The following is a 24,087-nucleotide window of genomic DNA, read 5'->3' on the forward strand; positions in this document are numbered from 1 at the left end:
CCAAAGTTCACGAGAGGACCGTCACGAGTGCGTTACGCTTATGCCCTTACCGGCGCCCTGCTGCTTGGTGGCACCGCCATCGCCGTAACCTCCAGCCCGAATGTCGGCGCGCAAGTCGCGCAAAATGAGGGCATGCAGGCCGCCGCGCCAGCAGGTGCCCCTGCCAGCCTGGCCGACATGGTCGAAAAGTTGCAGCCCGCCGTCGTCAATATTTCCACCCGACAGCGCGTCCAGGTTCAAAACCCATTCGCTGGCACGCCCTTTGGCGATCTGTTCGGCCAGGGCCAAAGCGGCAAGCCGCAGACCCGCCAGGCCCAATCTCTCGGTTCGGGTTTCATCATCTCGGCTGATGGCTATATCGTCACCAACAATCACGTAGTGTCCGCGGGCGCCGAAGGTGCGTCGGTAGATGCGATCACGGTTACCCTCACCAATCGCGAGGAATATTCGGCGAAGCTGATCGGCCGTGACCCGGCGACCGACATCGCGGTGCTGAAGATAGAGCCGAAAAAGGCTTTGCCGTTCGTCAAGTTCGGCGACAGCACGAAAGCGCGCGTCGGTGACTGGGTCATCGCCATCGGCAACCCGTTCGCCTTGTCGGGCACCGTGACCGCAGGGATCATTTCTGCAGTCCATCGCGGCACCGGCGGCACCTATGACAAGTTCATCCAGACCGACGCGTCGATCAATCAGGGCAATAGCGGCGGCCCGATGTTCGATATGCGCGGCAATGTGATCGGTATCAACAGCCAGATTCTTTCGCCCTCTGGTGGTAACGTGGGTATCGGCTTTGCCATTCCGTCCGAACAGGCGGCGCCGATTGTTGACACGCTGCGGAGAGGGCAGAGCGTCAAGCGCGGTTATCTGGGGATCCAGATCAGTCCGCTGGGCGAAGACCTCGCCGATTCCCTGGGCCTTGCGAAAAATCGCGGTGAATTCGTTCAGGGCGTCGAACCGGGCAAGGGCGCCGATCGCGCCGGTATCAAGGCGGGCGATGTGATCGTAAGCGTGGCCGGTCAGGAAGTGACGCCGGATCAGAACCTGTCGTCCATCGTCGCCTCGCAACCGATCGGCTCCCGCGTACCGATCGTTCTGCTCCGCAATGGTCAACGTCAGACCGTAACCGCCATCGTCGGCCAGCGTCCGTCAGAGGATGAACTCAACAGCTTCGCCCAGCAGCAGGATGATGACTTCAATCAACAGCAGGATGACCAATCCAGCGGCGGGCAAGCCACGCAGCAGTCGTTGGGCATTTCGGCCATTCCGCTCACGCCCAACATCGTTCGCCAGTTGGGCATTGCGGCAGATACGCGTGGAATCGTGATCACCGCAGTGGATTCTTCGACTGACGCCGGAGCAAAGGGCCTGCGCCGGGGCGATGTGATCATCACCGCCAACAACCGGCCCGTGGCTAGCCAGGCAGAACTGGACGCAGCCGTGCGTCAGGTGTCGTCGCAAGGACGCAACGCCATCCTGTTGCAGGTTCTACGTCGCGGCCAACCTGCCGTATTCTTGCCTGTGCGCCTGCGGGACAAATAGCCCGGCAACAGCGCATCGGACGACCATAGCGGGTCGCGCTTGCCGGAAGTGCTGTCTCGCCCTTAAGGTGGCAAGACAGCACTTCCGACGGGCGCGGCCCGCCGCTTTTGGGGAGCATGACGCATGAGCGACGGCATTTTCATCGGTCTTGGCGCGGCGGACAAAGATGGCGGCATTCCACAGACGCTCAACCTGCGCCGCGCCAATCGTCATGGACTGATCGCAGGCGCTACCGGAACTGGCAAAACGGTAACGCTGCAAGGTATTGCCGAAAGCTTTTCCGCGCTGGGTGTCCCGGTGTTTCTTGCCGACGTGAAGGGTGATCTGTCGGGCATCGCGATGGCCGGTTCGCCGACCGCTAAAAACGCCGACAAGCTGGTGGCTCGCGCCAAGGAGATCGGCCTGGAAAATTACAGCTATGCCGACAATCCAGCGATCTTCTGGGACCTTTATGGCGAGCAGGGGCATCCAATCCGCACCACGGTCAGCGAAATGGGTCCGCTGTTGCTGGCCCGGCTCATGGGCCTGAACGAAACCCAGGAGGGTGTACTCTCCATCGCGTTCAGATATGCCGATGACGAAGGACTGCTGCTGCTTGATCTCGGCGATCTCCAGGCCATGCTGGCCTATTGTGCGGAAAATGCCGACGAACTGTCCAGCCGCTATGGCAATGTGACCAAGGCGAGCGTCGGCACCATCCAACGCCAGTTGCTGCAACTGGACAGCCAGGGCGGCGGCCATTTCTTTGGGGAACCGGCGCTCGACATTCACGACTTCCTGAAAGTGGATGATCAAGGGCGCGGCTATGTCAACATTCTGGCCGCCGACAAACTGATGCAGAGCCCCAAGCTCTACGCGACCTTCCTGCTCTGGCTCCTGAGCGAGCTTTTCGAGACGCTTCCCGAGGTCGGAGACCCGGAAAAGCCTGTTCTGGTTTTCTTCTTTGACGAAGCGCATTTGCTTTTTGACGACGCCCCCAAGGCCCTGACGGACAAGATCGAGCAGGTCGTCCGGCTGATCCGTTCCAAGGGCGTGGGCGTCTATTTCGTGACCCAGAACCCGATCGACATTCCCGAAGACGTGGCAGGACAGCTAGGCAACCGCGTTCAGCATGCACTGCGCGCGTTCACCCCGCGTGATCAAAAGGCCATAAAGGCCGCAGCCGAGACATTCCGCGTCAATCCGGACTTGGACGTTGAAACGGCGATTACGGAATTGAAAGTCGGCGAAGCGCTAGTCTCGCTGCTTCAGGAGGATGGCTCGCCCGGCATCGTCCAGCGCACCCTGATCGCCCCGCCCCGTTCACGTTTGGGGCCGGTAGACGCAAAGGAACGGGCGATCATTCAATCCATCTCCCCTTGCGCGGGCAAATATGATGACGCGATCGATCGCGAGTCCGCTGAGGAGATATTGGCCGCCCGCGGTAAAGCCGCCGCTGCTGCCTCGCAGGCCGCCAAGGCGAATGCTGAAGCAGACAAGGCCGCCGCCGTGCAAGCAAAATTGGAGGCCAAACAGCGGGAAGCAGAACTCAAGGAGCAGGCAAGGCGCGACGCGGCCTCCGCGCGTGAGGCGGCCAAGCCCTCTGCCCTCGACCGAGCTGTTCAATCAGCCACCCGTTCGGCTGCCTCTTCGGTCGGGCGGCAGGTTGCCAATGAGCTCGGCCGGGCGGTATTTGGAGGAACCAGCCGCCGCTCCTCGTCAGGCGGCTTGGCGGGACAACTTGTGCGCGGCATATTGGGTAGCCTTTTCAAATAAAGGCCAACCGCAGAGGAGGCATGATATGCATATCGGTAACATGGCTATTTGCGCCATCAGCCTGACAATTACCTTGCCTGCCCACGCGCAGGATTATCGCGATCTGCACCGTGCGGCCGATGCAGCAATTGTCAGCGATATCGTTCGTGACGGGCAGGAGGAACGTGACGCGAGGCGGCAACCTTATGCCTCTCCTCGATATGGCTCCATCCATAAGCGCAGCCGCAGCGCGCAATGCCTGCGCGGCCAAGGCCCGTCAGGAAGCAGGTCCGGGTGCACGCATATTGGGTCGCGTCGAAGCGAGATCCATGTCGACTGGATGGGAGGTCGAAGGAGCGGTCGGCACGGCTGATGACCGCCGGTCTGTTCCCTTTATCTGCTCGGTTCGCAATGGGTCGGTGAGTGGGATCCTGCTGGACCCCGACCGCTAAAACAACGAGGGGGGACGAAAGCGAGAGTTTCACGGCTGCAAAAACTGCTTTTGCCATTCTCTACCGCTGTAATTGCGTAATGCGGTGCAGGCGGTAAGGAAATCATATGAAGGCCCCCGCCGACTCCCGTCACCCGCTGCGCTTCGGCGATTTCCGCGCCTATCTGATGGGGCGGCTGGCGGGCGTACTGGCCCAATATGGCATGATGACCGTGCTTGGGTGGCAGGCGTACAATATCGCACGCGAAAGCATGAGCACGTCGGGCGCCGCCGCTCAGCTCGGCCTGATCGGGTTGGCGCAGTTCGTGCCTCTTTTCTTTCTGACCCCGCTTACCGGTTGGGTCGCGGATCATTTCGACCGCCGCGCCATTGCGCGCCTGACCTTGGCACTGCTCATGGCAGCGTCGGGATTGCTGGCTTTTGCAACCTATGAAGGCTGGGTGAGCCTGCCCCTGATTTTTGGCATCGCCGGCGTGGTGGGAATTACGCGCGCGTTCAATGGGCCTGCCTACAGCGCCTTGGCGCCCAACCTAGTGCCGCGCGACGTGCTGCCCAATGCGATCGCGCTGTCCAGCGTTGCATGGCAGGCAGGGATGATCATCGGTCCCGCCTTGGGTGGCTATGTCTACGCCATGACGCCCTGGGGCGCTTATGCTCTTACATCGCTTCTGTTCACGATCGCCCTTTGGGGCATGTTGCTGATCGGCCCAGTCAAACAGCCGCCCCGCGACACAAGCCGTCACCCGGTCCGGCAGATGCTTGACGGCTGGACTTATGTGCGATCGAACCGGCTCGTGCTGGCCACCATCACTCTGGACCTGTTCGCGGTGCTGCTGGCAGGAGCGACGGCGCTCTTGCCCGTTTACGCACGCGACATATTGAAGGTTGGATCGGCGGGACTGGGACATCTGGCCGCCTCTCCCGCCATCGGAGCAGCCATCGTCGCGCTTTTCTTCTCCTTTCGACCCATGCGATCAGAGGTGGGATTGAAGATGCTGGGCGCCGTCATGATCTTCGGGCTGTCGACGATCCTGTTCGGCGCCACAGCCTTCATGCCCCGCAATATTGCGATGGAGATCGGCATCGGCGCGCTGGTGCTGCTGGGCGCTGCGGACATGGTGTCTGTTTACGTGCGCCAGTCGCTGATCCAGCTTCACACGCCCGATGCGATGCGGGGCCGGGTATCCAGCCTGTCACAACTCACCATTTCGGCGTCGAACGAACTGGGGGAAGCTGAGTCAGGCTTCCTCGCCGCGTTGGTTGGCCCCGTTGCGGCCGTGATTGGCGGCGGGATAGGCGCTATAGTCATCACAATTTTATGGGCGCGGCTCTTTCCCGAATTGCGCCTTGCACGTACCTTTGACCCACCCGACTTAAGGGAGGCCGAGATTAGCCAGGAGAAGGCCAAATGAAAGCTGCCAATATTCTCGAAACCATCGGCAACACGCCGCATATTCAGGTGAGCCGCCTGTTTGCAGACGCGCCTGAGGGCACCGAAGTCTGGATCAAATCGGAACGCTCCAACCCGGGCGGATCGATCAAGGACCGTATCGCGCTTGCGATGATCGAGGCCGCCGAGGAGTCGGGCGATCTGAAACCCGGCGGAACCATCATCGAGCCGACGTCTGGCAATACGGGCGTTGGCCTGGCCATGGTCGCGGCGGTGAAGGGGTACAAGCTCATCCTCGTCATGCCGGAAAGCATGTCGGTGGAGCGGCGCCGGTTGATGCTGGCTTATGGCGCATCCTTTGACCTGACCCCTCGCGAGAAGGGCATGAAGGGCGCGATTGAACGCGCGCTGGAGCTGATCGAGCAAACGCCCAATTCCTGGATGCCGCAACAGTTTGAAAATGCCGCGAATATCGATGTGCATGTTCGCACGACAGCGCAGGAGATCGCGACTGATTTCGCGGATAGCCCGCTTGATGCTCTGATTACCGGGGTCGGCACGGGCGGTCACATCACGGGTGTTGCCGAGGTACTTAAGAAGCTGTGGCCCAATCTGAAGGTCTATGCGGTCGAGCCTACCCTTTCGCCAGTCATCAGCGGTGGACAGCCGGGTCCCCACCCCATTCAAGGTATCGGCGCTGGCTTCATCCCCGCAAACCTGCACACGCAGTTGCTGGACGGCGTGATCCAGGTCGACCCGGCCGATGCCAAGGAATATGCCCGCCGCGCGGCGCGAGAGGAAGGCATGCTTGTCGGCATCTCGTCCGGCGCAACACTGGCCGCGATTGCGCAGAAGCTGAAGGAGCTTCCGTCCGGCAGCCGCGTTCTGGGCTTCAACTATGATACTGGTGAACGCTATCTGTCGGTGCCTGACTTCCTGCCCGAATAGGACGGCGCAGGGTCAGAAATGATCGACGCTTCTATCAGCAGCCAGCCACATCGCGCGATGTGGCTGATCTGGCTCCTGCTGTTCGCCGGTTTGCCTGCGCTGGTCGCGCGGTGGGATGCACGGGCGCCTGCTGCCGGTGCGGCACGGGCGGCACTGGTTCAGCGCGCGCTGATGAAGCGGCCGACCACAGCGGCACCCGTTGTGCAGCCGGTGGAGCTTTATACGCTGGATCAGGATCAGGCGCGGGCGTTCAACGGGGCTGTGCCTTTCTCGCGGCTCCCCAATCCGGCAGCGCGGCCGTTTGTGTTCACTGGCTCGGAAGGCGACCTGGCGCGGGCCACGGACTGCCTGGCGGCCGCGCAGCTTTACGAAGCGGGCGATGACGCGGTGGGCGAGCGCGCGGTGGCGCAGGTGGTGCTGAACCGGGTTCGGCATCCCGCTTTCCCCAAAACGGTGTGCGGGGTCGTGTTTCAGGGGCAGGAACGATCGACCGGCTGTCAGTTCACTTTCACCTGCGATGGCGCGATGGCGCGGACGCCGGGGGAAGAGGCATGGAACAGAGCGCGGGAGATTGCGAAGGCCGCGCTGGCGGGCAAGGTGTTCAAGCCGGTCGGCTATGCCACCCACTATCATACGGATTGGGTCGTGCCCTACTGGAGCGGCAGCCTGGACAAGATCACGGCGGTGGGGACGCACCTTTTCTTCCGCTGGCGGGGATGGTGGGGAACGCCGCCCGCTTTCCGGTTGGCGCGGGATAGTGTGGAGCCGGTGATTGCGCGCATCGCCCGACTGTCGATGGCGCATCAGGACGGGGACAGCGAGGGGTCGGGCGTTCTGGCGCCGGGTGGGAGCAGTCTGGCGGCTTTGACGGCCAAGCCGCAAGAGGCGATCGGCGCGGACTCGCTGGGCCGGATAATGGGCGGCGTAAGGTTGATCGCGATCGCGCCGGGCGCGCGGAGCTTTCTGGTGGAACTTGGCAAGGGGACGGCGCCCGACAACTGGCCGGTGATGGCGCAGACTTTCTGCGCGGGGCGGCCGGAGTGTCGGATCATGGCTTGGCGGGCGGGGAGCGCTCCGAGTGGGTTTCCGCTGTCGGGCGATCAGATGGAAAGCATGAGCTTTGCCTATATTCACAATAGCGCGACGGGATTGCAGCGGGCCTTGTGGAATTGTGGGCAGACGGCGCGGGAGAACAAGGGAGAATGCATGCGGCAGCGGGTGCCGGTGGAGCAGGTGAATGTTCCGCCGCCGCTGAACGGAGTGCGGCGGAAGGAGCGGTTTGAGACGGTGACGATCGTGCCGCCGGTCAAAGTCATGAATGAAATGGCGAATTGAACGCGTTTTCGGGGGTTTCCTATTTTTCCTATTTTTGGGAGGGGGTCCTCCCTCGCCTACCCGCCGACGGTGGCGTGGGGATTGGGGCGCCTTTCCTCCTACGCACCTTACAACCGGGACGCATGACCGGCTGCTATCCGATACCGTAAGGATACATGCCCCACGCGGGTTTTGGCCAGCAAACGCCGGAAGATCAGACGGTGCTGAACGACAGCCAATGGCCGCTTGCCGAACGACCGCTTCTGGCCGTCGCACTTTGAAATCAGACATCTCTGATCGACGATCCCCAACTGGCAATGGATCGTGAAGTTAGGTCGGAGGTAGTTCGGGCTGCTATGCAGGCGAACACGCGTTCTGACGATCCCTAAATCTGGTTTAGGAAACTACATACGACGCGCTACGATGCGTGCCCACGAACAACCCCTACGCGCACAGGCCTTTATAGGGCACCAATTTCGTTTACCTCTGCTGCCTCGACGACTGGCGGGATCAAGGCCGCTGCCAATGTACCTAGCTTGCTTCTCACCGCGCTGGCGATACTTGGGTCGGCTGCGATCTGGGTGAGCGCTGCGTTCTCATATTCGCCCCTATTCTTGAAGCGCAGGCCAGTTGCCAGCCTTTTCAATATCTGCGTGCGCCTAACGGGGTAGCGTTGGACGATACCAGCCAAATCTTTCGCTTCGATGAGCGCACGCAAGCGAGCCGCTTCCGCTGGATAGGGAGTGTCTAAGGTTATGTTCAGCGGAGCATCGCCGTTGACGACCAGTGCATGGCGATCTGGCGCGCGCGAGATGATTGCTTGGCGCACATGCTGCGCGCTCACCATCCCCGCCAACAACTCGATGTGGGCTTCCGTGAGGCTTTCCACCGCCTTGGCTTTCGCGACGTCAAGCAAGGCCATTGGATTTTCTTCAGTCTCCAAAACCTGCCTCACCGCGATCGCGGCCATCACCTCTTCGCTGTAGTAGAGGCTTTCCACGGAATAGGCGGGTAGTGCGTAGATATTATTCTTAGCTAGCGAGGCAATTTTTTCAGGCGTCTGGCTGTCGTTATCGACCAGCCCATAGGCATCGATATGATGCAGCGCTTCCACCACCCTGAGACCCGTGACAGCTTTTTGAACCTCGACGCAATTATTGCGTGGGCGGACCGACACGTCGGGGAAAAGGATTTCGTAGAGCGGTTGATCCATACTACTCTGAACGCCCTCGACGAACAAAATTCTGCGGCGTGATCCGAGGATATCAATACGAATATCTTCGGGCACTTCATCGATAGATGGCAAGAGATTGGCTTCCCAGCCGACGACGGTGCTCGCTGCCGTCCATGTGCAGCCGCGCACGAGCAGTGCTTGCGCGTTTTCAATCTCAGCGGGCAACGAGAGCTCATGCGTGCTGATAATAAACGCACAGTCCTGCCGCTCACTCATAACCGTTACCAGCAGCGGCACTACGATCGAACGGTGTAGATGGAGTTCAGGTTCGTCGATGAGGAGGACGGAGCCCGGCTTAGCGGAGATCACTTCTGCCGCAAGGATCATCGCCGACCTCTCACCGTCCGACATTTTCACGATACCGTAGGGGTTTGAGGCACTCCGCGTCGCCATCATTTCACCATTGACCATTTTGAGGCGGACCGGCAGATTACCCTGCTCAAAAAGCTGATTAGCCTTCTCCAGCGGAGAATCTCGCAGCATCAGGCGATCGATGGCAGACGATTCTCGACCATGCAATTTGATATCGGCGGTAGCGTCGAGACTATATTGTGCTTCCTTCGACTGAAGGTCGAACACTGCCTTTTCGTTTCGATTGGTTCCAGAAACAGGTCGGTAACGCGTCTCTAGCTGTCGGTCCCAATCGTGGCGATGCTGATCATACTGGCGGCGGGTCGCGGCGGTCATCGTCAGACCTTCTTGATCGAAGTAGGCTGGCCGCGAACCAGGCAAATAAACGACATCGGGCGCCAGTTCGGACACCAAACGATGGACGAGCGCCGACTTGCCTGTGCCGTTGCGCCCGAGAATGAAGGTCGGCTTGCCGATGGCAACAGACAATGTTCCGTCAACGCCGGGGATTGCGATCTCTTTTAGAATAGCAGTCCCTTCTGTGTTCTCGCCAGCGTCCTCGTTATCCGTCATTATTATGCCCCACCGAAAGCCGTGAATTTGTTGCCTTAACCCCGACCTGATGGCCCAGTGTGATACTGGCAAGAGGAATTTACACCGGTCCAGGCGTTCGATCGGAGCGGGCTTTAGCTGTAGTGCCTCATCGGCTGTTCTGATCAAGGACGAAGCCCACGAGATGCACGATTTTTACAATCTGCGCCGTTCCTCTCGCCTAGGGCCCAAGAGAAACGAACGACGGCTTCAGGATCGCTGACTGACGGGTCGAACGACCGCGATTGGCGTTAAGCCGCAGCAACCCACAACAAAAAAGGGGCCGCCGGGCAGGCGACCCCTTCTATCCTCTCCGCTTATGCGGGCAGAGTTATGTGTCAGTCGGCCTTCGACTGAAGGTTGACGGCTGCGTGCTTGCCGCGGCGGTCTACTTCGAGTTCGAAGTCCAGGCGGTCGCCTTCGTTGAGGGCGGACATGCCTGCGCGTTCGACTGCGCTGATGTGCACGAATGCGTCGGGCTGGCCGTCGTCGCGCTGGATGAAGCCGAAGCCCTTCATGGCGTTGAAGAACTTGACCGTGCCGCTCGCGCGTTCGCCGGTCAGCTGACGCTGCGGGCCGCCACGATCGCCGCCGCCGAAGCCGCCACGGTCACCGCCGAAGCCACCCGGACGGGGTTCACGGGGTTCGCGCGGACGATCGACGACCGGAAGGGGCTCACCCTCGATCTTGAGGTCAGTTGCCGAAATCTTGCCGCCACGGTCCACCAGGGTGAAGCCGAGCTGCTGACCTTCGGCGAGGCCGGTCAGGCCTGCCTGCTCAACGGCGCTGATGTGGACGAACACGTCTTCCGCGCCGTCGTCACGAACGATGAAGCCGAAGCCCTTTTGTCCGTTGAAGAACTTTACAACGCCGGTGCCTTCGCCAACGACCTGGGCCGGCATGCCGCCGCCGCCGCCACGGCCGCCGCCGAAGCCGCCACCACCGCCGCCGCCGCCGAAGCCGCCGCCACCGCCGCTGCGGAAGCCACCGCCGCCGCCGCCACCGCCGAAGCGATCACCGCCGCCGCCGAAGCCGCCGCGATCACCACCGCCGAAACCACCACGATCTCCAAAACCACCGCCGAAGCCGCCACGATCGTTACCGCCGCCGTAAAAATTGTCGTCGCCAAAACCGTCGCGCTTGTCCTTGCCGCGCCCGCCGCGGCGACCTCTATCAAAACTCATGCCCTGTTGGTCACTTTCGCTTCGCCCCCGACTAAATCGGACAAACATGCCGGGCGAAATGACATGCAGAATCCACCGCACGTATGCGGGTTTGAGAATCACTATATCAACTTTTCAGCCATGCGCGAATGATTTTAGCCCGATTGCCGCCACATTCGCCCGAATGAACCAGCGTGGGGCATTTTGGCAGGGCCGAAAAAGCGTCGATTGAGTTACCGCCGCTTTCGCCATAGAGGGGTTGGATGACAGTATATTTCCACGAAGAGGACCTGCCCGCAGACGTCCTTGCCCCCGGCCCCGTCGCCGTCGATACCGAAACCATGGGCCTTATCACGCCGCGTGATCGCCTGTGCGTCGTGCAGATCAGCGATGGCCAGGGCGACGAGCATCTGGTGCGATTCATGCCGGGCAGCGATTATGCCGCGCCGAACCTGCGCGCGGTGCTGGCCGATCCGGCACGGTTGAAGCTGTATCATTTCGGGCGTTTCGACATCGCGGCGATCAAACATTATCTGGGCCTGGTGGCAGCGCCCGTCTATTGCACGAAGATCGCTTCGCGCCTGATCCGCACCTATACCGACCGCCATGGGTTGAAGGAACTGGTGCGCGAAGTGCTGGGGCAGGAAATCAGCAAGCAACAGCAGTCGAGCGACTGGGGCTCCCCCACCCTGTCGGACGCGCAGAAGGATTATGCGGCGTCGGACGTGCGGTATCTGCATGCGTTGAAGGCTGAACTCGACAAGCGATTGATCCGCGAAGGGCGGATGGAACTGGCGCAGGCCTGTTTCGATTTCCTTCCTCACCGGGCCGAGCTGGACCTGGCGGGATGGCCGGAGATCGACATCTTCGCGCATATGTAAGGGGCTTATAAGCGCTTTCCCATGTCCATACAGGCCGATCAGCAACGTCATGTCAGGCGCCATTGGGCGCGTCCGGGCGGCAGCCATGACAGGCTGGTCGCGCGGCTGAAAAACTGGTTGCCGGTGCTGGTGGGCGTGCTGGCGGCGTTGCTGGTGATGGCGCCTTTTACCGGCGGGGACAAGGTGAGCTTCGTGCTCGACAAGAACAAGGTCGAGGTGGCGAAGGAACGGATGCGGGTGAGCGAGGCGCTGTATCGGGGCGAGGACAGCAAGGGGCAGCCCTTTTCGTTGCGCGCGGGAAGTGCGGTGCAGAAAAGCTCGCGCGAGCCGATCGTTGACCTGAACGACATGTCGGCGCGCATCCTGCTGTCCGAAGGCCCGGCCGTGCTGAACGCGCGCAAGGGGCGCTATGACATGGACAAGGAGCGCGTCGCGGTGGACGGGCCGGTGCAGTTCGAGGCGGCGGGCGGATACAGGCTGACGACGCGGGACGTGGGCATCGACCTCAAGACCCGGCGCATGCGCAGCGCGGGGCGCGTCGATGGCCGGATACCCATCGGCACGTTCAGCGGCGACCATCTGGACGCCGACCTGAACGCGCGGACGGTTACGCTCAGTGGCAGGGCGAGCTTGCGCATCGAACAAAATGGCATCAAAGGGCAAAAGTGATGAAAAGATCGCTGATCCTGCTGTCGAGTGCTGGCGCCATGGGCGCGGCTATGGTTTTCGGGGGCGCCGGGGCGCAGGTGCTGAAGAATCATGACAGCAACGCGCCGGTGAACTTCACCGCCGACCGGATCGAGGTGCAGGACCGCGCCGACCGGGTGGTCGTTTCCGGCAATGTCCAGGTGACGCAGGCGGGCATGACTCTGAACGCCGCGCGGATGACCGTCGCTTACCGCAATGGTACGGGCGGAAATGGCGTGGAGGTCGACCGGATCGACGCTTCGGGCAATGTCGTCGTGACCAAGGGGAACGAGACGGCGCGCGGCAATGTCGCCATCTATGATCTTAACAGCCGCCTGATCACGATGCTGGGCAATGTGACGTTGACGCAGGGGAGCAACCGGCTGACCGGCGGGCGGTTGGTGATTGACCTTACCAGCGGGCGGTCGACTGTGGACGGACGGTCTTCCGGCGGCGGCGTGCCGGGGGTTTCGGGCGGATCGGGGGGCCGGGTTTCGGGCACCTTCACCGTGCCGCAGCGGAAGAACTGACGCTTTTAGCAGCGCTGAATGCGGGCGTGGCGGGGTGCTTTTTCGGACGCTGGGCTGGCTTATGTCCATTAATAAATATGGCATTTTTGGGGCAAAATGCTATCATCGGGATCAGCGGGTCGCCTCTTTCGATTCTGCGAGGTCCATCATGTCACGGTTGCAGATGGCGGCGGTTGCCGCCTGTGGTTTCGTTGCGCTTTCTTCCGGCCAAATAGCCGCCTCCGGTCCAAATCAATGCTGGCAACCCTATGAGATTGAAGCGGCGAAGGTCCGGGATCTGCACGTGATGCTGATGCTGGGCGCTCTGCGGTGCAAGGGGGTGAATAAGGAGATAGAGGCGAAATATTCCGCCTTTGTCGATAAGAAGATCGGGCTGCTGAGCAGTTATAATAATGTGCTGAAGACGCGCTTCATGCGGGTGAACGGCATCGCCGAAGGGCAGCGCGCCTATGAGCAGTTCAACACGAAACTGGGCAACAGCCATTCCGGACTGGTGCAGGCCGGAAGCTATTGCCCGATGACCGAGACGCTGCTGACTTTGGCGACCGAGGCGCAGGATCGGGAACTGCCGCAGCTGGCGACGAACTTTTCTGAAAGCGCGCTGGGGATTGATGCGGTGTGTGAGGCGCAGCCGGTGGTGACGGCGGCGGCGGTAACCCCGGCAGCGGTAGCGGCTCCGGCGGTCGGTGCGGCGGAAGCTGGAGGGACGGGGCAGGTCGATGCTCCGCATGAGGCGATCACAGCTGCGGGAATGACCGTCGCGAAGACTGGGGAAGCGGCGGGGCAATCAAATTCCGCGGCGGCAGCGCTGGAAGCGGCAGCGGTCGCTTTGCAAAATGCGGCGGCGAGCCTGAAGGCGCAGGCTGCGGCTCCGGAAGCGGCGGCGAGCCTGAAGGCGCAGGCTGCGGCTCCGGAAGCGGCGGCGGACAAATCTGTTGCAGCGCCCGAGGCGAATCCTGCCGTGCTGCAACCTGTGACGGCCAGCTCAACGCCCGTGGGGTGAGCGGCCTGGTTTGACAGGAGCAATCGGAATCCGGGGAGAGCGCCCGCCCCAACCCTTCAAACGAGTCACGTGCCTCGTTTGAACCTGAAGGGGAGAGGCTTTTTGGGTTGTGATGACGTTTAGGGCCGCTGATCCCAGTGGCACAGCGTGACGGTGCCGTCAGGCGCGACGGTCAACTCGCCATAGGCTCCGGTGCGCAGCTTGAGCGAGGCGGGTGAGAGGCCGAGCGCTAGCAGGGCGAAGCGGGCGGCGCCGTTGCTGGTGACGAGCAGGTCCGTGCCCTCCCCGCTTTGCGCGAAATAGCTTTGCCAGGCGGCGATGCGGGAGGGCGCGTTGACGATCCAGCCGGGAGGCGGGATGGCTTGTTCGTCCCACGCCGCGAGCGCCTGTTGGCCTATGCGGGCGAGGACTTGCGCTTCGGGGCGGCCTTCGTCGGGGCCGTGGTCGATTTCGTCTAGCCAGGGGAGCGTGCCGGTGACGGGCTGGTTGAGCGCGGCGGCGATGCGGCTTGCGGTTTCGCGGGCGCGGCTGAGAGGGCCGCTGTGGATGTGGCAGGGGGCGAGACCTTGCGCGGCGAACCATTGGCCGAGACGGTCGGCCTGCGCTCGGCCGCTTTCGACGAGGGGTAGGTCAGTGCCCGCGCCTATGCGGCAGGCGGTGGCGCTGCTTTCGAAGGTGTTGCCGTGGCGGATGATGAAGATGCGGCGCATGAGGTCAGGCGGGCGTGGGGTCGCCATGGGTGGCGATGAGGGCCTCTACGCGCTGGATGTCGGCCTCTGTGTCTATGCCGGAACTGTCGAAGATGGGCGGATCGACCGCGACGGTGGTGACCGGGATGCCAAGTTCGAGGAGGCGGAGCTGTTCCAGGCCCTCCAGCTGTTCAAGCGTGGTCGGGGGTGTTTGCTCGAAACGGGTCAGGGCTTCGAGCGTGTAGCCGTAGAGGCCGACATGGCGCCAGACGGGCGAGAGCGGCTGGCTGTCGCGCAGGGCCTGTTCGTCGCGGATCGCGGGGATGATGGTTTTTGAGAACCAGAGGGCGCGGCCATCTGGCGCGCGGGCGCAGGTGGTGCCGCTGAAGGGCGAGCGGAGCTTATGATCGCGCAGCGCGTCGAGCGCCTGCCAGTCGAGCGCGATGACGGGGGTCGCGACCTCAGCGCCTGCGTGCAGCGCGGCGATGACGGCGCGCAGGGCGCCCTGTGGCTGGAAGGGTGAGTCGCCTTGCAGGTTGACGATGAAGCGCGGGGGAGCTGGGCGCTGGAGCGCGGCGGCTAGCGCGCGGCCGGAGCCGGTCGCGATGGCGCTGTCCGTCATGACCGCCGCGCAGCCTGCGGCATTGGCGTGATCGGCGATTTCGCGGTCGTCGGTCGCCACCACCAGTTCCGCATCGGCGAGGCCGGAGATGGCGGCGCGCGCCATGGCGATGGTCCGGTGCAGCAGCGTGCGTCCGGCGATCAGGCGCAAGGGCTTGCGCGGCAAACGGGACGAGCCCGCCCGCGCCGGAATGACGATCAGACTGTTCAGGCGACCCCGGCGTGCAGCAGATCGTGCATATGGACGGCGCCCGCGAGCCGCCCGCCTTCGCAGACGAAAAGCAGCGTGATGTTATGCATGTGCATCAGGCGCAGCGCTTCGGAGGCGAGATCGTCAGGCCCCACGGACAGAGGGGGCACGGTCATGAACTGGCCGACGGTTTCGGTCAGTTGCCGCGTATCGGTGAGGGTCCGCCGCAAGTCCCCGTCGGTGAAGGCGCCGATCAGTTCACCAGCGCCGTTGACGACCGCCGTGCCGCCAAGGCGGGCACGCGTCATTTCGATGGTGGCGTCAAGCAACGACGCGTCTTCGGCCACGCGCGGGACATTGTCACCGGCCGCCATCAGATCGCGAACCTTCAGCAACTGCGCGCCAAGGCGGCCATTGGGATGAAATTTATGGAAGTCATCGGCCGAAAAGCCGCGCATTTCCATGAGCGCGATGGCCAGCGCATCGCCAAAGGCCATCTGGACCGTAGTGGAGGTGGTGGGCGCCAGTTCGTTGGGGCAGGCTTCCCGAACGGGAGGCAATAGCACGCAGACGTCGGAAGCGCTGGCGACGGTACTGTCCGCGCGCGCCGTGAGGCCGAGCAACGGAATGCCGAACCGCTTGCAATATTGGATGATGGGGCCAAGTTCGTTGGATTCACCCGAATGGGACAGCATCAGCACGATGTCGTCAGGCGTCACCATGCCAAGGTCGCCATGACCCGCATCGGCTGGATGCATGAAGAGTGCGGGCGTGCCGGTCGAGGTCAGGGTCGCCGTCATCTTGCGCGCGACGATGCCACTTTTCCCCATGCCGGTGACGATCAGGCGTCCGCGCGCGCTCATGATCATGCCAGCAACGCGGAGGAATATCGCGGCAAAGTCGCGATCGGAGAATTTGGCCTCCAGCGCGTTCAATCCCTGGGAAGCGACGGACAAGGTTCTACAGGCGGTTTCCACGATCCGGCTGCCGGAACCAAAAGGCACAATTTTCGATAGTGTCGACACAAGTTCGCCCTTTTTTCCATGGCGCACGGCAGGTTTTCCTGATCGATGCGACATGGCGGCGGCCACCGTCCGGCGCTCCGCCCTAAACCTCGTTATAAGCGACCCATTTCGGCTCGAAGCCGTCCCGGTGACGGGAATAGAACCGTTAACGGCAGAATGGCAATTTAATTTGCCGCCATGAGCGAAGATTTGCGCGCCTTTATTGCCACATATCCCGCAAATTATTGCTTATATGTTGAGGGCCGGAACTTTCCACCGAAGCGTGCGTAGTGCCGTGGTTTTGCCGGTTATCCTGCGTGATAGTCGCGATACCAGGACACGAAGCGAGGCACGCCGACCTCTATGCCGGTGGTCGGCGCGAAGCCAATATCCTGGGCAATCGCGCTGATGTCCGCGAAGGTGGCGGGCACGTCACCCGGCTGCATGGGCTGAAAATCAATCTCCGCCTTGCGCCCGATCGCCTGTTCCAGCACCGATATGAGATGCATCAGCTCTTCGGGCCGATTGTTGCCGATATTATAAAGCCGGTGCGGCGAACGGCTGCCGCCCGCCTTTAGCGATCCATCATCCGCAGGCGCGTGATCGAGGCAGCCGATCACCCCATTCACGATGTCGTCGATATAGGTGAAGTCGCGCTGCATCCGGCCATGGTTGAAAACCGGGATCGGCTCCCCCGCCAAGATCTTTTTCGTGAAGATCCACATCGCCATGTCCGGGCGACCCCAGGGGCCATAAACGGTGAAGAAGCGCAGGCCCGTCATGGGAATGCGGAAGAGATGGGCGTAAGTCTCGCTCATCAATTCATCGGCGCGTTTGGTCGCGGCGTAGAGCGAGACGGGATGGTCGGCGCGGTCCTCAACGCGGAAAGGCAGGCTGTCATTGCCGCCATAGACCGAGGAGGACGAGGCATAGACCAGGTGCCGCACCCGCCGTTCGCGCGCCAGTTCGAGCATGTTGACATGCCCGGCGAGATTGGAGCGGACATAGGCATGCGGATTGATAAGCGAATACCGCACGCCCGCCTGCGCGCCCAGATGCACGATCGCCTCCACCGTCTGCCCCGCGAGCGCGGCGTGAAGCGCGTCCATGTCGGCAAAATCCAGTTCGGCGAAGGTGAACAGCTTTCCATGCCGCTGTTGCAGCGCGGCGATCCGGTCGCGCTTCAACGAGACCTGATAATAGTCGTTCATATTGTCGATGCCGATCACCGCCCGCCCGGCGGCGAGCAGCTGGTCGGCGACGGCCATGCCAATGAAGCCGGCAGCGCCAGTGACGAGAATGGTCATGCGGCCACCACGCTATGTGACAGGATCGGGTGGGTCGCCATGGGAATCTCTTTCAGCCGTCGCGGGTTAGCCCCATCGTTAACAGACAATCCGGCGCGCGATGTAAAGGGCTTTCCCCCAAAGAGGCGGCCTGCTGCCCCAAATGAGGCAATTTAGTCTTTCCCTAATCATTGAAGTTTATGCGCTTTGCCATGGACATGGCATCGCATCCCCTGCCCAACGGCACCCGTGCCCATGGCCCCGCGCAGCGCGCCCGCTGGACCGCTTTGGCGGCGGAGGCGGCGGAGGCGAACGCCTTTTACGCGCCGGACATGCTGTGCGCGGCGCTGGATCATCTGGCCGGGACACCGGGCGTGCGGATGGTCGAGGCGCATGCGGGAGGGGATCTGATCGGGTTGTTGCCGGTGACGGTGGCGGCGCGGCACGGACGCCTGCCGATTTCCTGCGTCACCAACTGGATGCACCAGCATTGCTTCTTTGGTGCTCCGCTGATCCGGCGGGGTGATGAGGTGGCGGCGTGGCGGGGATTGCTGGCGCAGTTGGATGACGCGCATTGGGCGGCGGGATTTTTGTATCTGCGGGGACTGGATGCGGCGGGGGCCAATGCGGCTGCGCTGGAGGCGCTGTGCGTCGAGCAGCGGCGGGGGCGGCGCGAGGTGCATCGTTATGATCGCGCGATGCTGCGATCCGATCTGGATGCCGACGCCTATTGGGAAACCCATGTGCGCGCGAAGAAGCGCAAGGAGATCAGGCGGCTGCAAAAACGGCTGGCGGACCTTGGCACGGTGAGCCAGCATCTGCTGGTGGACCGGGCGGAGCTGCCGCATTGGTGCGCCGATTTTCTGGCGCTGGAGGCGTCGGGGTGGAAGGGGCGTGAGGGGTCGGCGCTTGGCTGTTCTCCGCAGGACGCGGCCTTTTTCCGGGCGGCCTGCGCGGCGGCTTTCGATGCCGGGTTGCTGCATTTCCTGCGCATTGACCTTGATGGGCGGGCGATCGCGATGCTGGCGAATTTCCGTCATGGCGAGGGCGCCTTTTCCTTCAAGATCGCCTTTGACGAGGAGATGGGGCGCTTTTCGCCGGGCGTACTGATCGAGCTGGCCAACCTGCATGCGGTGCAGGGTGATCCGGCGATCGGATGGATGGACAGTTGCGCCGCGCCTGATCATCCGATGATCGACAGCCTGTGGGCCGAGCGGCGCACGATCGTGCAATATCGCGTGGCGCTGCATGGGAGCGGGATCGACCGGATCGGGCGGACGGCAGCCTTCGCGCTGGCCAATGGCGTCGAGGCGATCGCCAGCCATATGAAGGGACAGGGATGACTGCTCACTTGCCGATCAGCGCGCAGGTTTTCGATGAGGAGGCGCGGCGGATATTCGCGGACGCCTATCCGGATGCGTCGGTGAAGTTGCATCATGGGCTTGTTGGGCATCCTCTGCTTGCGATCGACGCGCTGGCCGGGCTGGCGGAGCGGATGCCAGCGGCTTCGGTCGAGTATAATCTCGGCAAGCTGCCTTTGGGCGTGCGGCCGGAAGATACGCCGTCCAATGGGCTGACATTGGGCGAGACGATCCGGACGATCGAGAGCAACGGCAGCTGGGCGGTGCTGAAGAATGTCGAGCGGGATGCGGCCTATGGCGCGCTGCTGGACGCGGCGCTGGCGGAACTGGAGCCGATCGTGGATGCGCGGACGGGGCCGATGCTGAACCGGGAGGCGTTTATCTTTCTGTCCTCGCCGGGCAGCGTGACGCCGTTTCACATGGACCCGGAGCATAATATCCTGCTCCAGATCATGGGCGAAAAGGTGATGACCGTCTTTCCGGCTGGTGATCAGGAGTTGGTGCCTGCGGTGCAGAGCGAGGCATTTCATGCGGGCGGGCATCGTAACCTGAATTGGCGGGAGCATTTTCGCGGGCGCGGGACGGCGGTGAAGCTGCTGCCTGGGGATGCGATCCATGTGCCGGTGAAGGCGCCGCATTTCGTGGAGAATGGCGCGGGGGTGTCGGTCAGCCTGTCGGTGACATGGCGATCGGAGCGTAGCGTTGCGGAAAGCGAGCTGCATGGGCTGAACGCGCTGCTGCGGCGGCGGGGATTGCCGGTGGGGCGGATCGGCGCTGCGCCGGAGCGGCAGGGCGCGCGGCGGCTCGCCTATCGGATCATGCGGAAGCTGGGCGTTTAAGCAACCGGCGGAGCAGTGCTTCGGCTTCCAGGCGGGGCGAGAAGCGTTCGAGGAGCCACCATTCGAGCGCCTCTTCGCGGGTGGCGAGGCTTTGCTTGTAGCGATCCTTCCCTGCGAGGAGGGAGTAGAGGGTTAGGCCCTTATTCGCATAATGAGCGACGGCGGCTGTGTGGCAGAGCAGGCCGGGCTTGTCCTTGGCCGTGCGCGGGGCGGCGAAGGCGGACTGGTAGTTCAGCGCCTGGCCCCTGTGGATGAAATTGACCAGCAGGCCGACGGGGCCGCCTTCATCGGTGAAGCGGAGGAGTTCGACTTCGGCGCTGGGGATGCCTTTGCCCGCGAGGGTCAGGAGGAAGCGGCGGAAGGCTGGATCTTCCCAAGCATTGTCTGCGTGGCGGCCTTCGTTGAGGGCGCGCATTTCTTCCAGCCATGTGGCGGCTTCGTCTGTGGTGGCGGCGGTGACGGTGGGGAGGCCGTTATGGTCCTTGATGGCGCGGCGAATCTGGCTGCGGGTGTTGGCGCTTAGCAGGGAGAGATAGTCGCCATGGGCGGCGCGGACGGCTTCGAGATCGGCTTGGTAGATTGGTGAGCGGTCGAGGCGGGTCGCGCGGTGGGTGCGCAGGCCGAGCAAAGCAGAGCCGGGCGTGATGCCGCTGAGGCGGAGGGCGCGCCAGTCGGTGCGGCGTTGGAGGGCCGTATGGAAGGCTTGGGCGGATTCTGCCTCACGGCCGCGCTGGGCGAGCAGGCCGTTATATTCGACATAGGGGCGGTCGGCGGCGGGATCGCCCGACTGGTTGAGCGAGAGGGTGGCGCAGCGACCGAGCAGGCGCGGCTGGTGCGCGCGGCCGGTGAGTGCGAGGGCGACGTCCCTGCCCTCTCCGTCCGTGACGCTCAGCAGGTCGGGGCGGACGGCGTAGCTTTCGAGCCAGCTGCTGGTCCAGGTCCAGCCGAGGAAGAAGGAGGCGTCCGATGCAGCCTCAAGCGCCTGCCAGCGGGGGGCCAGCGCGGCGAGATCGGGCAAGGGGGAGAAGTGGGCGGTCAGGGCCATCGCCGCCCCTTGTGGCAGAGCGGCGGGGGCGGTCAAGTCACTGGCGTGGGTGGATGCCTTAGAGGTTGAGGCGCTTGGCGGGATCGACCGATCCGTCGGGGCGGACGCCTGCACAGGCGAGATCGCGGCGCATGCGCCCGGTGAGGAAGCGGAACCACATGCGGAAATCGGCGCGCAGGGACCAGAGGGGATGGCGGAGAGTGGCGGGCTGGTTGCGTTCGATCAGGGCGTGGGCCGCCCAGGCAAAGCCGTAACCGGCGACAGGCAGGGCCGGAAGCAGCCACCAGCGGCCGGTCAAGGGCATCACGCCGAGCAGCAGGACGACGGTGCTCGTCCCCGCATAGTGCATCGCCCTTGTCGCGGGGCGTGCATGTTCCTGAAGATAATAGGGCCAGAAATCGCTGAACGCCGCGACATCGCGCATGCCATCCTCCCGCTGCGGACAACCGGGCTAGAGCCAAGTTCAATCCATGTTAAGAGCGATGCGTCAGGCCGTGTGGGATTCAGGGGCGAAAAGGAAATAGTCATAGGCCGCTCGCGCCACTTCGGCCATGATGCGGTCGCGCGCGGCGTGGCCGCGATGATCCTTCATGACAAAGACGGAAATGGCGATCGGGCGGCCATCAGGCAGGGTGATGATGCCGGTGTCGTTGCCGAGGCCATTGAGCGTGCCTGTCTTGTGCGCGATCGGCGTGCCGGGTGGGAGCATGGCGACGAGGCGCGCCTTGCCCGTCTTGCAGCGCGCCATGATGCCGAGCAGCATGGCCGTGCTGCCCTTCTTCAATGCCTTGCCATGTTGGATGGTGGAGAGGAGATCGTTCATCGCGCGGGGCGTGGAGGTGTCGCGGGGATCGGCGGCGAAGGCGATGTTGGGCATGTCTCGCGCATCCCGCGCGCGCGATGACAGGGAGGTTTCGACCTCGTCCCCTGCCCCGCCTGCCCCCACCTTTGCGCGGGCGAGCAGTTGGGCGGTGTTGCTGTCCACCCGCTGGCCGCGAATGCCGAGCGACTGGAGCCAGCCATTGACTGCCTGCGGGCCGCCAGCGCGGGCGACGAGCGCGTCGGTCGCTTCATTGTCGCTGCGGGTGAGCATGAGGTCGAGCAAGGTCGTGACCGGCATCAGGGTGCCAAGGCGCGGGAGCTTTTCATCGAAACGCAGCGTGCCCGCATCGGCGAGCGACAATATCTTGCCCGCCACCGCGACCTTGTAGGTGCTGGCCATGGGGAAAAGCGTGTCGCCATTCAGCTCCAGCGTCTCGCCATTGCGCAGGTCGCGCACCGCTATGCCGACCGTGCCGTCGCTGAGCGCTGCGAAACGGGTGAACTCGCCGAGCAGACGCGATTGCGCGCTTTGATGCACGACATTGGGCTGGGGGCCGAAGGCGTCGGCCGTGGGCAACGGTGCGAGAAACAGGCCGAGGCCCGCCAAAAGGGCGGTGGTGAAGGAAAGGCGCGGCATGATTTTCCTTTCCCTCATTTCTGGGCGCGGAGCAAGGCCGCCGTGCGGTTGACAGGCCGTTGCCGGGCAGGTCATCAGGCGATCATGACCGCAACGATCAAGCTCGACGAAAGCTGGCGCGCGCCGCTGCGCGAGGAGTTCGACCGCCCCTATATGCAGGCGCTCAAAACATTTCTGGAAGAGGAGAAGCGGCAGGGCAAACGCATATTCCCCAAGGGGAGCGAATATTTCCGCGCGCTGGACCTGACGCCGCTGGGCCATGTGAAGGCGGTGATATTGGGGCAGGACCCCTATCATGGCGAGGGGCAGGCGCATGGACTGTGCTTCAGCGTGCAGCCGGGGGTGCGGACGCCGCCGTCGCTCAAGAATATCTACAAGGAGCTGAAGAGCGACCTGGGCATCGACGCGCCGCGTCATGGGTTTCTGGAGCATTGGGCGCGGCAGGGCGTGCTGTTGTTGAACAGTGTGCTGTCCGTCGAGATGGGGCGCGCCGCTTCACACCAGAAACGCGGCTGGGAAGAGTTTACCGATGCGATCATTCGGCTGGTGAACCGACAGGAGGAGCCGGTCGTGTTCCTGCTGTGGGGCGCTTATGCGCAGAGGAAGGCGGCGTTTGTGGATCAGACGCGGCATCTGGTTTTGAAGGCGGCGCATCCTTCACCGCTGTCGGCGCATAACGGGTTTTTGGGGTGTCGGCATTTTTCGCAGGCTAATGCGTTTTTGGAGGCCAAGGGGCGTGGGAGGATTGATTGGGCTTTGCCGGAATGTGGGGTTTGATCAGCGTTGGAAGCCATTAATCGTCATGTCGGCGGAGGCTGGCATCTGGGGAGGTAGCGTTCGGCCTGGTGGCCTGAGATCCCAGCGTTCGCTGGGATGACGGAGTTTTTGGGAAGGGGCTGCCCCCCATCGGGAGATGAGGAGGGGGACCAACCACAGGCTGGTGGAGGGGGAATGCGCAGGTTGTGCCATTTCCCCTCCACCACTCGCTTCGCGAGCGGTCCCCCTCCCCACGCTCCGCGCAGGGAGGATTTTGGTCTTATCGTTTCTGGGCGAACCAGATGACGTGGCGGGGGCCTTTGCCGTTGTCGCGGGCTTTGACCGCTACCTCATCGACCAGAAAGCCCGCGTCGCGGAGGCGGCGGGTGAAGGCGGCGTCGGGGGCGGCGGACCAGATGGCGAGGATACCGCCGGGCTTCAGCGCGGCCTTGGCGGTGGAGAGGCCAGCGGAGGAATAGAGCCGGTCGTTGGCGGGCGCGGTAAGGCCGTCGGGGCCGTTGTCTACGTCGAGCAAGATGGCGTCATAGCGCTGTTGGCTTGCGGCGATCTCTGCCGCGACATCGCCTTCGATCAGGGTGACTCGCGGGTCGTCCAGACAGCCTGCCGCCAGTTCGACCATCGGACCGCGTGCCCATTCGATAATCTTGGGCACCAGTTCGACGACCGTGGCGCGGCCGTCCTGCCCCATTCCCGCCAGCGCTGCGCGCAGGGTGAAGCCCATGCCGTAACCGCCGATCAGGAGATGCGGCGCCTTCCGCCCCTTCAGGCGCTCAAGCGACATGATAGCGAGCGCCTTTTCCGAACCGCTCATGCGGCTGCTCATCAGCTCGTTGCGGTCGAGCACGATCATGTGATCGCTGCCCCGGCTATAGAGTTTCAGTTCCTGTCCGCCCGGCACGGCGGCGGTGTCGATGAGTATGCGAGGGGTCACTGGCAGGTCCTTGTGTCGATGGCCCCGCATGGCAGCTTGCTTGAACCGAGGCAAATCATCAAAGGCTGG

At 63.1% G+C, this 24,087-nt stretch carries 23 protein-coding genes; 13 read left to right on the top strand and 10 right to left on the bottom strand.

From position 1 onward, the window contains the following. Positions 1–27: 27 nt before the first annotated feature. From ACYU81_RS04900 to ACYU81_RS04925, 6 genes are all read left to right on the top strand, one after another. Positions 28–1,539 (top strand): Do family serine endopeptidase, encoded by a 1,512-nt coding sequence (locus ACYU81_RS04900; protein WP_460986608.1) that lies wholly within the window; start codon positions 28–30, stop codon positions 1,537–1,539. A gap of 123 nt (positions 1,540–1,662) precedes the next feature. Then, a complete protein-coding gene (locus ACYU81_RS04905; RefSeq protein WP_460986609.1) occupies positions 1,663–3,294 on the top strand; it encodes a helicase HerA-like domain-containing protein in 1,632 nt (543 codons plus the stop codon). A gap of 185 nt (positions 3,295–3,479) precedes the next feature. Then, positions 3,480–3,725, top strand: coding sequence for a hypothetical protein (locus ACYU81_RS04910; RefSeq protein ID WP_460986610.1), 246 nt, complete (start codon positions 3,480–3,482; stop codon positions 3,723–3,725). A gap of 106 nt (positions 3,726–3,831) precedes the next feature. Further along, positions 3,832–5,136 carry an MFS transporter gene (locus tag ACYU81_RS04915; protein ID WP_460986611.1) on the top strand — a complete coding sequence of 435 codons (1,305 nt, stop codon included), beginning with the start codon at positions 3,832–3,834 and terminating at the stop codon, positions 5,134–5,136. Further along, on the top strand, positions 5,133–6,062 hold the full coding sequence (gene cysK / locus ACYU81_RS04920; RefSeq protein WP_460986612.1) for a cysteine synthase A: 930 nt from the start codon (positions 5,133–5,135) through the stop codon (positions 6,060–6,062). Before ACYU81_RS04915 ends, cysK begins: the two co-directional genes overlap by 4 nt. A gap of 18 nt (positions 6,063–6,080) precedes the next feature. Beyond that, positions 6,081–7,397, top strand: coding sequence for a cell wall hydrolase (locus ACYU81_RS04925; protein WP_460986613.1), 1,317 nt, complete (start codon positions 6,081–6,083; stop codon positions 7,395–7,397). A 439-nt stretch (positions 7,398–7,836) separates the two neighbouring features. On the opposite strand, the gene ACYU81_RS04930 is transcribed toward ACYU81_RS04925, so the two are convergent. Both ACYU81_RS04930 and ACYU81_RS04935 read right to left on the bottom strand, forming a co-directional pair. Continuing rightward, positions 7,837–9,534 carry a DUF4435 domain-containing protein gene (locus tag ACYU81_RS04930; protein WP_449474045.1) on the bottom strand — a complete coding sequence of 566 codons (1,698 nt, stop codon included), beginning with the start codon at positions 9,532–9,534 and terminating at the stop codon, positions 7,837–7,839. 356 nt (positions 9,535–9,890) lie between these two features. After that, positions 9,891–10,736 carry a cold-shock protein gene (locus tag ACYU81_RS04935; RefSeq protein WP_460986614.1) on the bottom strand — a complete coding sequence of 282 codons (846 nt, stop codon included), beginning with the start codon at positions 10,734–10,736 and terminating at the stop codon, positions 9,891–9,893. 242 nt (positions 10,737–10,978) lie between these two features. Between ACYU81_RS04935 and ACYU81_RS04940 the strand changes: the two genes are divergently transcribed. The 4 genes from ACYU81_RS04940 (at position 10,979) to ACYU81_RS04955 (ending at position 13,816) form a co-directional block, all read left to right on the top strand. After that, a complete protein-coding gene (locus ACYU81_RS04940) occupies positions 10,979–11,596 on the top strand; it encodes a ribonuclease D (protein ID WP_460986615.1) in 618 nt (205 codons plus the stop codon). Positions 11,597–11,617: 21 nt separating this feature from the next. Beyond that, the gene (locus tag ACYU81_RS04945; protein WP_460986616.1) at positions 11,618–12,265 is read left to right on the top strand and encodes an LPS export ABC transporter periplasmic protein LptC; all 648 of its coding nucleotides are present in this window, start codon (positions 11,618–11,620) and stop codon (positions 12,263–12,265) included. Continuing rightward, the gene (locus ACYU81_RS04950) at positions 12,265–12,813 is read left to right on the top strand and encodes an LptA/OstA family protein (protein ID WP_460986617.1); all 549 of its coding nucleotides are present in this window, start codon (positions 12,265–12,267) and stop codon (positions 12,811–12,813) included. The genes ACYU81_RS04945 and ACYU81_RS04950 overlap by 1 nt, the downstream gene beginning before the upstream one ends. Positions 12,814–12,961: 148 nt before the next feature. Continuing rightward, a complete protein-coding gene (locus ACYU81_RS04955; RefSeq protein WP_460986618.1) occupies positions 12,962–13,816 on the top strand; it encodes a hypothetical protein in 855 nt (284 codons plus the stop codon). A 119-nt stretch (positions 13,817–13,935) separates the two neighbouring features. Here ACYU81_RS04955 and ACYU81_RS04960 read toward each other — a convergent pair whose 3' ends face one another. From ACYU81_RS04960 to ACYU81_RS04975, 4 genes are all read right to left on the bottom strand, one after another. Continuing rightward, on the bottom strand, positions 13,936–14,526 hold the full coding sequence (locus ACYU81_RS04960; RefSeq protein WP_460988112.1) for a histidine phosphatase family protein: 591 nt from the start codon (positions 14,524–14,526) through the stop codon (positions 13,936–13,938). 4 nt (positions 14,527–14,530) lie between these two features. Further along, positions 14,531–15,325 carry a 3-deoxy-manno-octulosonate cytidylyltransferase gene (locus tag ACYU81_RS04965; RefSeq protein WP_460988113.1) on the bottom strand — a complete coding sequence of 265 codons (795 nt, stop codon included), beginning with the start codon at positions 15,323–15,325 and terminating at the stop codon, positions 14,531–14,533. 8 nt (positions 15,326–15,333) lie between these two features. Continuing rightward, complete coding sequence (locus ACYU81_RS04970) at positions 15,334–16,341, bottom strand: KpsF/GutQ family sugar-phosphate isomerase (protein ID WP_460988114.1); 1,008 nt, start codon at positions 16,339–16,341, stop codon at positions 15,334–15,336. Between the two features lie 287 nt (positions 16,342–16,628). Beyond that, positions 16,629–17,627, bottom strand: a complete 999-nt coding sequence (locus ACYU81_RS04975) for an NAD-dependent epimerase/dehydratase family protein (RefSeq protein WP_460986619.1) — start codon at positions 17,625–17,627, stop codon at positions 16,629–16,631. Positions 17,628–17,818: 191 nt separating this feature from the next. Between ACYU81_RS04975 and ACYU81_RS04980 the strand changes: the two genes are divergently transcribed. Next, a complete protein-coding gene (locus ACYU81_RS04980) occupies positions 17,819–18,949 on the top strand; it encodes a GNAT family N-acetyltransferase (protein ID WP_460986620.1) in 1,131 nt (376 codons plus the stop codon). Further along, the gene (locus ACYU81_RS04985; RefSeq protein WP_449474057.1) at positions 18,946–19,806 is read left to right on the top strand and encodes a cupin-like domain-containing protein; all 861 of its coding nucleotides are present in this window, start codon (positions 18,946–18,948) and stop codon (positions 19,804–19,806) included. Before ACYU81_RS04980 ends, ACYU81_RS04985 begins: the two co-directional genes overlap by 4 nt. On the opposite strand, the gene ACYU81_RS04990 is transcribed toward ACYU81_RS04985, so the two are convergent. The 3 genes from ACYU81_RS04990 to ACYU81_RS05000 all read right to left on the bottom strand — a co-directional run bounded on the left by ACYU81_RS04990 (position 19,784) and on the right by ACYU81_RS05000 (position 22,310). Further along, positions 19,784–20,851 carry a GNAT family N-acetyltransferase gene (locus ACYU81_RS04990; protein WP_460986621.1) on the bottom strand — a complete coding sequence of 356 codons (1,068 nt, stop codon included), beginning with the start codon at positions 20,849–20,851 and terminating at the stop codon, positions 19,784–19,786. The genes ACYU81_RS04985 and ACYU81_RS04990 overlap by 23 nt on opposite strands. 58 nt (positions 20,852–20,909) lie before the next feature. Then, complete coding sequence (locus ACYU81_RS04995; protein WP_460986623.1) at positions 20,910–21,275, bottom strand: Mpo1-like protein; 366 nt, start codon at positions 21,273–21,275, stop codon at positions 20,910–20,912. A 63-nt stretch (positions 21,276–21,338) separates the two neighbouring features. Further along, positions 21,339–22,310: a serine hydrolase gene (locus ACYU81_RS05000; protein ID WP_460986624.1), complete on the bottom strand. Its 972-nt coding sequence runs from the start codon at positions 22,308–22,310 to the stop codon at positions 21,339–21,341. Between the two features lie 84 nt (positions 22,311–22,394). Here ACYU81_RS05000 and ung point away from each other — a divergent pair, with 84 nt between their 5' ends. After that, complete coding sequence (gene ung / locus ACYU81_RS05005) at positions 22,395–23,087, top strand: uracil-DNA glycosylase (RefSeq protein WP_460986625.1); 693 nt, start codon at positions 22,395–22,397, stop codon at positions 23,085–23,087. Positions 23,088–23,346: 259 nt separating this feature from the next. Here ung and ACYU81_RS05010 read toward each other — a convergent pair whose 3' ends face one another. Then, positions 23,347–24,018, bottom strand: coding sequence for a spermidine synthase (locus tag ACYU81_RS05010; RefSeq protein ID WP_460986626.1), 672 nt, complete (start codon positions 24,016–24,018; stop codon positions 23,347–23,349). Positions 24,019–24,087 lie beyond the last annotated feature (69 nt).

This window comes from Sphingobium sp. TomTYG75, assembly GCF_054771635.1.